This is a genomic window from Protofrankia sp. Cj3 (assembly GCF_917627355.1).
In the GTDB taxonomy this organism is placed as follows: Bacteria; Actinomycetota; Actinomycetes; order Frankiales; family Frankiaceae; genus Protofrankia.
In genome coordinates this window covers 1,701-9,953 of sequence record NZ_CAKJTR010000024.1, presented here as the reverse complement: position 1 = coordinate 9,953, position 8,253 = coordinate 1,701, and the positions used below count along the sequence as shown (strand labels likewise).

The 8,253-nt window shown below is 70.3% G+C and carries 6 protein-coding genes; 2 read left to right on the top strand and 4 right to left on the bottom strand.

Annotated elements, in window-relative coordinates; genetic code table 11:
* Nucleotides 1-58: 58 nt before the first annotated feature.
* Nucleotides 59-484 (bottom strand): helix-turn-helix domain-containing protein, encoded by a 426-nt coding sequence (locus tag MJ783_RS05335; RefSeq protein WP_239308833.1) that lies wholly within the window; start codon nucleotides 482-484, stop codon nucleotides 59-61.
* 140 nt (nucleotides 485-624) lie between these two features.
* On the opposite strand from MJ783_RS05335, the gene MJ783_RS05330 reads away from it, so the two are divergent.
* On the top strand, nucleotides 625-1,482 hold the full coding sequence (locus MJ783_RS05330; RefSeq protein WP_239308802.1) for an SDR family oxidoreductase: 858 nt from the start codon (nucleotides 625-627) through the stop codon (nucleotides 1,480-1,482).
* A gap of 154 nt (nucleotides 1,483-1,636) precedes the next feature.
* Here MJ783_RS05330 and efeB read toward each other — a convergent pair whose 3' ends face one another.
* From efeB to MJ783_RS05315, 3 genes are all read right to left on the bottom strand, one after another.
* Entirely contained in the window at nucleotides 1,637-2,977 is a 1,341-nt protein-coding gene (gene efeB / locus MJ783_RS05325) for an iron uptake transporter deferrochelatase/peroxidase subunit (RefSeq protein ID WP_370651449.1), read from the bottom strand.
* 101 nt (nucleotides 2,978-3,078) lie between these two features.
* Nucleotides 3,079-5,169: an iron uptake transporter permease EfeU gene (efeU, locus tag MJ783_RS05320; RefSeq protein ID WP_239308800.1), complete on the bottom strand. Its 2,091-nt coding sequence runs from the start codon at nucleotides 5,167-5,169 to the stop codon at nucleotides 3,079-3,081.
* A gap of 230 nt (nucleotides 5,170-5,399) precedes the next feature.
* Nucleotides 5,400-6,935 carry an AMP-binding protein gene (locus MJ783_RS05315; protein WP_239308832.1) on the bottom strand — a complete coding sequence of 512 codons (1,536 nt, stop codon included), beginning with the start codon at nucleotides 6,933-6,935 and terminating at the stop codon, nucleotides 5,400-5,402.
* Nucleotides 6,936-7,242: 307 nt separating this feature from the next.
* On the opposite strand from MJ783_RS05315, the gene MJ783_RS05310 reads away from it, so the two are divergent.
* A partial coding sequence (locus MJ783_RS05310; protein WP_239308799.1) for a thiamine pyrophosphate-dependent dehydrogenase E1 component subunit alpha occupies nucleotides 7,243-8,253 on the top strand: 1,011 nt, incomplete at its 3' end.

The following is an 8,253-nucleotide window of genomic DNA, read 5'->3' as shown; positions in this document are numbered from 1 at the left end:
TTCGGCAATGGTGAACAGGCACTGCCAGACGTTGTCCGGCAGCCTGACGCCAGGAACGTCAGGCCGACGAGGCAGGGGGCTTCGCGCGGTCGTAGCACGTCTGGGCCGCGATCACCGCGGGCATCTCGCTCTCGATGAGCTCTATCAGCTCGCGCAGCTTCGCCGCGATGCGCACGCCGAGCGGCGTCAGGCTGTACTCCACGCGTGGTGGGATGGTCGCCTGGACGTCCCGGCGGACCAACCCGTCGCGTTCCAGCGCCTGTAGCGTCTGCGACAGCATCTTCTCGCTGACCCCGTCGACTCTGCGGCGCAGCGCGTTGAACCGGTATTCGCCCTGGGTCAACGCTGCCAGGGCGAGGACCCCCCACTTGCTGGTGACGGTCTCCATCGTCCGCCGCGAAGGGCATGCGCGGGCGAAGACGTCGGCGGCCAGAGCGTCCGCCGGGTCGGCGGACGCGGCCGTCGTAGGGGTCGAGCGGTTCATGGTACCCACTGTAGCGATTCAGGGCGCCATCCCCATCAACCGTACTAACCAATATAACTGCACTTACAAATAGTTAGTACACTCCTGGAGTGCCTACCGCACGGGCAGGCAACGCCAGATCGGCCGCCAGGGAGAAAGCTATGATCACTGTTACCGGCGCCACCGGGCACCTCGGCCGCCTTGTCATCGAGGAGCTGCTGGAACGCGGCGTGCCCGCCGGCGACGTCGTCGCGGCCGTGCGCGGCCCTGAGAAGGCCGCCGACCTCGCCGCCCGCGGCGTGCAGGTTCGGGAGGCCGACTACACCAGGCCCGAGACGCTCGCCACGGCCCTCGCCGGCACGGACAAACTGCTGCTGATCTCCTCCAACGAGGTCGGCCAGCGCGCGGCCCAGCACCGCAACATCGTGGATGCGGCCGTCGCGGCCGGCGTCGGCCTCATCGCGTACACAGGCATCCTCAACGCCGACACCACCGGTCTGGCGCTGGCCACGGAGCATAAGGCCACCGAGTCGATCATCCGCGACTCCGGCCTGCCGTTCGTCTTCCTGCGTAACGGCTGGTACATCGAGAACTACACCGACAACCTCGCTCCCGCGCTCGAACACGGCGTGCTCCTCGGCGCCGCGGGCGACGGCCGGATCGCCGGCGCCACCCGCGCCGACTTCGCCGCCGCGGCGGCTGCCGTCCTGCTGGGCGCCGGCCAGGCGGGCGCCGTGTACGAACTGGGCGGTGACGAGCCCTTCACGATGACCGAGCTGGCCGCCGAGGTCTCCCGCCAGAGCGGCAGGACGGTCGTCTACCAGAACCTGCCTGCCCAGGAGTACACCAAAGCTCTCGTCGACGTTGGTGTCCCCGAGGCCTTCGCAAGCCTGCTCGCCGACTCGGATCTCGGCATCGGCCGCGGCGAGCTGACTACCGACAGCGGCGACCTGCGCCGCCTGCTCGGCCGCCCCACCACCAGCCTCGCCGACGCGGTAGCCGTCGCTGTCAAGGCCTGACCGAGCGAAGACGGTAGGCCGGGTCCGGGGCAGGCCCGGAATCGGTTATTGGGTGTGTGCCTGATAGCGGCGATCATGGCCGGTGGCGGGCCGGTGTTACCTGGTCCCGGCCCGCCACCAGCTCGTCCTCTGCCGGCCAGGCCGGCGTCCAGGGTCAGGTGAGCAGAGCACGGCCGAGGTGGTCGGCGGCGTCCCGGACGCCGGGCAGGACGAAGAAGTAGCCGCCACCGGTCGGGCTGATGTAGTCGACCAGCGGTTCATCGATGAGCCGGGTCTGGGTCGCCTCGAACTGGCGGGCGATGTCCTGCTGGTAGCAGCAGAAGGCCAGGCCCATGTCGAGGTTGCCGTTGGTGTCGATGCCCCGGTCGTAGTTGTAGCCGCGGCGCAGGATACGGGAGCCGGCGGTCTCGGCGGTGCGGGGGTTGGACAGCCGGATGTGCGCGTCGAGCGGGATGATCTTTCCGTCGGCGTCGCCCGCGTAGTCCGGGGTGTCGGTCTCGGCGGTGCCGTCCAGCGGCGCGCCGGTGTCCCGGCGCCGGCCGATCATCATTTCCTGCTCGTTGAGGGAGACCCGGTCCCAGAACTCCACCAGCATCCGGATGACCCGGATAACCTGGTAGGAGCCGCCTGTGGTCCAGGCGGGCTCGTCGCCGCCGTGCACCCAGACCAGCCGGTCCAGCTCGGCGGCGCTGGTCACGTCCGGATTGGCGATGCCGTCCTTGAAGCCGAGCAGGTTGCGTTGGGCTCCCGACGGCCGGGGCTGGTTCTGGAAGCCGTCGATGCGCCACCGCAGCTGCATGCCGCCGCGGGTGTGCCGGGCGATGTCACGCAGCGCGTGCAGCACGGTGTCGCGGCTGTGCGCGCACAGCTGAAGGCTGATGTCGCCATGGCACTGCGTGGCGTCCAGGTTGTCGTTGGGGAAGGTGCGCATCGGTGTGAGGTGACGCGGCGCTCGGTCGGCCAGGCCGAAGCGGTTGTCGAACAGGGATGCGCCCACACCGACGGTGACGGTCAGCGCGTCCGGGGGCACCACGGGCCCGACGATGCCGCTGTCCGACGGCGGGGCGGTCGTGCCGAGGTCGACCGGGGTGCCGCCGGCAGTCAGGAAACGGGCCCGTTCGGTGATTGTCCTGAACAGGTCGACAAGCCCGGCCCGGTCCGTCGTGATCGCGTCGAAGGACGCGAACATCGCCGCCGCCGGTGGTGGTGTGATGATCCCGGCCTGGTGGCTCCCGTGGAAGGCGACCACCTCGTCGGAGCTTCTGGGGCTGCCGGCGTCGGCGTTGGCGTTGGCGGTGGTGGCCAGCGCGGTGCCCGCGGCGCCCACGGCCGCGCCCGCGGCCAGCGCGCCAGCGAGAAAGGAGCGGCGCCCGAGCGCGCCCCCGGCGAACCCGGCGCGGCGCCGGGGCACCGGACAGCTGGTGGCGGCTGTGGTGGCGGTGTCAGCGGCGGTTGCCTGCCGCGGCGGCGGTGATGGTTCGGACGCTTCGGCCATGATGGGTGGCACTCCGGAGGACGGTGCGGCAGACGGTGCGGCAGAGGAGCCGGTGAGGTCGGTGTTGGGGCTGGTGTTGGGGCTGGGCAGGCCGGACCCGGTCATCCGGTGCTCCTGATTTCCAGGATGTCCGGGATGGGCGCGAGGGTTTCCAGCAGCGCGCCGAGGCTGCCGTTCAAGCGTTGCCGGTCGGCGCGGGGGAGGGCGGCCGGGGCGATCCAGGTCCCGGCGGGGTGGGCGATCCGTGCCAGGAGCGATCCGAACGCGTCGAGCTCGCGTTCGGAGGCCGCCAGCGTCGCTGGCGCACGGGCCGCCAGCAGCGGTGTGATGATTGTCAACAGTTCGCGGGTGCCGTCCACATTCGCCGCGGCCGTTGCCAGCGTTGTGTTGCTGCCCTGGTCGGCGGCACCGGTGAGCTGGAACTCGAGGGTGTTCTCGAGAATTTCATGGCTGCGCAGGGCCAGGTCGTTCGGATCGAGTTCCTGGGTCGGGAAGGCCTTGGCGAGCGCACTGACGGCATCGGCGAGTGTCGCGGCGGACGCCTTCAACGAGTCCACCGATTCGCCGTGCCACAGCCCGTGCTCGACGCGGTGGAACCCGGCGAAGTCCGGGTCGCTGACGCCGTCCGGCAGGCCGGCGGGCTGGCCGTTGACCGACGCGTCGAAATCGCCGAACGTGCCGTAGGCGGCGCCGAGGCGTTCGTAGCTGAGATGGGCCGGGAGCCAGTCGCGACGGGCCGCGTCGAGGTCACCTGACTCGATGTCAGCCCGGAGCGTGTCGGTGTCGCGTTGCAGCGTGGCCAGGCCGGCGGTGACGAACGCCCGGTAGGCCTCCACCGGTGCCTTCACGGTCTCCTCGGTGACCGGGATGATCGCCTGCCCGCCAGCGCTCGACCCGGCTACCCGCCGGCTCGCCGAGACGACGGGCTCCCCGCCGTCGGACAGGCACTGCCAGGCATAGGTGCCGCCACCGATGGTCACGGACAGTGTCCGGCTGGTGCCCGGCGCGAGCAGTTCGATCTCGGCGTGGATCGCCCCGTTTGCCGGGTCGATGAAGCGTATCTCCATGGCCTGCCCGCCGGTGTTGCGGACAGTGAACATCATTCGACCCGGATGCGGAGCCTCCCAGGCGGTGACGCAGGAAGTGGAGGTCGCCTCGATCGTCGTGCCACCAGCTGGGGCGGACGGGCCGAGGGCGAGGATGGCGCCGCCAGCGGCAACGGCCGGCACCGCCACCAGGGCCGCTGGGAGTACCCACCGGGGCACCCGCCGTGAGCTGGTAGCCGCTGGTGCTGGTGCTGGTGCTGGTGCTGGTTCGGCTGGCGCCGGCTGGGGCACCTCGGCCCCGGCGGCTGCCGGCACAGCGGCGGATGCCGCCGGGGCGGGGCGGACACCCCGGACGAACAGGACCATGACCGGGATCAGGTAGCCGAGATAGCCGACGACCTGGAGCACGCTCATGCGTGGCGTGATGTTGAAGATGCCCTCGATGAGCCTGGAGTACCACGAGCTCGGGTCGATGGTGGTGCCGAGGTTGAACGCGGCCGCGTCGATGCCGGGCAGGATGCCGCTCTCCTGGAGGTCGCGTAGGCCGTAGCCGGCCACGCCGGACGCGATCACAATGAGCCCGATGCCGGTGAGCGTGAAGAATTTCGTCAGGTTGATCTTCACGGCCCGCCGGTACATGCCGACGCACAAACCGGTGGCGAGCGCGAGGCCGGCGCAGGCTCCGAGCAGCGGAGCGACCGATTCGGACGCGCCGCGGGTGGTCGTCCAGACGAACAGGGACGTCTCCAGCCCCTCCCGGGCGACGGCCAGGAACGCGGTGATGATCAGCGTGCCCGGCCCGAGTGCCAGGGCAGCCGTGATCTTTTCGCTGATCTCACTGGACAGCGCCCGCGCCGAGCTGCGCATCCAAAAGATCATTATGGTGACGAACCCGACCGCGACCAGGCTCAGGATGCCGCTGAACGCTTCCTGGGCCTTGGTCGACAGCTCGGTGGCGGCGAAGGTCAGGACGGCGCCGAAGCTCGCGGAGAGCGCGACAGCGGCCAGCACGCCCGTCCAGACCTGGGGCAGGCGTGCCCGCTCGCCGGCACGCACAAGCGTGGCAACCAGAATCGAGACGATCAGGCCCGCTTCCAGGCCTTCTCGTAACCCGATGAGCAGGTTCGGGACAACCTCACTCCACACGCCTGATACCTCCGTGATCGCTGATGTCGACCTAGCGGAGGTTATCAGAAGTATAAGTAAACTTCACTTAATTAGAGAGCATCATCAGGTTTCAGGTGAGATCAGAAGACGGCTGCCTGTCTGGTCAGCCGGGCGGCGGGTGTGCGGATGGGCGCACTCTCCGCGGGCGGCCCCGTCTGGACATCATGACTGATCATGATGCCTGGTGGGCTGCCCCGATGTACGGGATGTCATCCCGCGATGGTGCGCTCAGAGCGCCAGTAAGAACGTTGTAACGCTTTTTTGTCAAGCTTCCCCATGGCGTTACGGGGAAGCTCGGCGAGCATTTCATATGATTTGGGGCATTTGTACGACGCGAGCGACAGCCGGCAGAAGCGGTCGAGCTCGCCTGGGCCCGGCGGTTCTCCACGGGGCACGATCAGCGCCCGTAGCGTCTCGCCCAGGTCCGCGTCAGGCACACCGATCACGGCCACGTCCGCGACCGCCGGGTGGTCGGCCAGCACACGTTCGCACTCGGCCGGGTAGAGGTTCACCCCACCGGAGACGACCATGTCCGCGAGCCGGTCGGTGATGTGGACGTACCCATCCGCGTCGACGAAGCCGATGTCGCCGAGCGTGAACACGCCGGGCGCGAGGTAGGCGGCCGCGGTCTTGACGGGGTCGCCGTGATAACGAATGCCCCGGTCGGCTGGGGCGCGAAAGCCCAGCACACCTATCTCGCCGGCGCCCACCGGCGCGTTGTCCGCGTCGAGGACGACCGCCTCGAACGGTGGTACGCACCGCCCGACCGACCCGGGCCGGGCAAGCCATTCGTCGCTTGTGATACGGCAGACAGTGCCCGCCTCGCTGCCTCCGTACGACTCCACCAGCACCGGCCCGAACCAGTTGATCATTGCCCGTTTGGTGTCGGGTGGGCAGGCCGACCCGGTGTGGGAGACACTGCGCAGGCTGGTCACGTCGTAGCGGCCGCGTATGTCCGCGGGCAGGGCGAGCAGCCGGGCGAAGTGCGTCGGGACCAGCACCGACGACGTCACCCGGTGGGCCTCGATGAGCCGCAGCACATTCTCCGCGTCGAACCGGCCGAGGATGACCACGGGCTGCCCGGACAGCAGATGGCGCAGGCAGCTGAGCGGGCCATTGTGCGCCAGCGGCCCGACCACGAGATGCGGGCCGGGCGGGAAGGCCGAGCGGGCAGCCAGCGCGGCGGCATAGCCGGCCGCGGTGCCGGGGGTCGGCGCCGTCCAGCGCACCTCGGTGCCCCGCGGCCGCCCGGTGGTGCCGGATGTGTAGACGAGAGGCGGCCGGGCGGGCCGGCTGGCGATGGCCGGCAACGGCCGGTCGCTACCCGTCCAGTCCGCCCAGTCCGTCCAGCCGGGGTGCTGTCCGGGGGAGACGCCGTGGACAATTACGGCACGTAACCGCGCGGACGTGGCGGCCCTGGCGATGCCCTCGCGGCCAGCCGGCCCGGCGACGGCGGCCACCGCGCCGGCGTCCACGAGCAGGTCGGCGAACTCACCGGCGGTGAGCTGGCGGGACAGCGCCACGGTACCGACCCCGGCGCAGATGCCCGCGGCATGCGCGACAAGGGTTGGGATGAGGTTCTCACCGGTGACGGCGACCCGCGCTCCGTCACCGTCCGCGACGGCAAGCATCTCGGCAGCCACGGCGCGTACCTGGTCGGCGAGCTCCGCCCACGTGAGCCGGCTGGTGTCGTCGACGAGGGCGACACCAGCCGGCTCACGCCGTGCCCGCGCACCGATCCCCACCAGCTCCAACGGACCTCACCGCCCCGCTTCTCACGTCTGCCGGCTGCGTGCTTGCCGGTCATGTCGAATGTAGACCCATAACTGTAAGAGCAGTCAAGAAACAGTTCCGGGTTCCGCCGCGGGCGCCGCGGGCGGGGCGGGCGGGGCGGGCACTCCTGCGGCGGAGGCCAACGACAAATACCGGCTATGAGTCTGGTGTGGGGAGGCATCTCTTACTAGAGTCCATTTCGACAAACTCCCGGATGCTCGGACGGCACAGCGGTCCGCTGTGCGCGGCCGCCGGGCCAGGCAGAGAGGGGCAGGCATCATGACGCGAGCCGTCGCGGCCGACCAGAGCGCCCGGCCCGCCCAGCCCGCGGCCGTCGCCGCCACCAACGCCCGCGTCGGCACCAACGCCGACGCCGGTGCCAGCGCCGACGCGGGCGTGCTCCTGGACCTGCACCGCCGGATGGTGCGCATCCGGGTGTTCGAGACCGAGGCCGGTCGGCTGATGGAGGCCGGCACGCTGCCCGGTTTCCTGCATCTCTACGTCGGGCAGGAGGCGGTCGCCGCTGGCGCGATCAGCACGCTGCGGGACGAAGACCAGATCACCTCCACCCACCGCGGGCATGGCCATGCGGTCGCCAAGGGCGCGGACTTCCGCCGGATGTTCGCCGAACTGTATGGCCGAGTCGACGGCTACTGCCACGGCCGGGGCGGGAGCATGCACATCAACGACCTGTCGATCGGCATGCTCGGCGCGAACGGGATCGTGGGCGCGGGCATCCCGATCGCGGTGGGCGCGGCGTTCGCCGGCGCCTACCGCCGCGACGGCACCGTCGCGATGGCCTTCTTCGGCGACGGCGCCTCCAACATCGGCAGCTTCCATGAGGCGGCCAACCTCGCCGCCGTGCTGCGCCTGCCGGTGGTGCTCGTCTGCGAGAACAACGGCTATGCCGAGTTCACCCCGCAGGCCCGGCACATGCTGCTCACCGACGTTGCCGATCGCGCGGCGGCCTACGGCATGCCGAGCGAGATCTGCGACGGTATGGACGCGGCCGCGGTCCGGGCGGCCACCCTGCGCGCGGTGGAGCGGGCCCGGTCCGGTGGCGGCCCGACGCTGGTCGAGGCCAAGACCTACCGTTACTACGATCATCAGGGCGTCAAGGGCCTGCGCATCCCGTACCGCACCCAGCAGGAGATCGACGCCTGGAAGGAACGCGACGCGATCAAGCTGCTGGAGAGCGGGGCCACCGCGGCCGGCACGGTCGCGCCGGAGCGTTTTGCGGAGATCTGGGCGCGGACCAGGGCCGAGGTCGCCGCGGCGATCGCCTTCGCC

Bases quoted from the DNA above. Each gene is read 5' to 3' on its own strand.
- efeB (WP_370651449.1), bottom strand. From the start codon at position 2,977: ATGGCCGAAGCGTCCGAACCATCACCGCCGCCGCGGCAGGCAACCGCC.
- MJ783_RS05335 (WP_239308833.1), bottom strand. From the start codon at position 484: ATGAACCGCTCGACCCCTACGACGGCCGCGTCCGCCGACCCGGCGGAC.
- MJ783_RS05330 (WP_239308802.1), top strand. From the start codon at position 625: ATGATCACTGTTACCGGCGCCACCGGGCACCTCGGCCGCCTTGTCATC.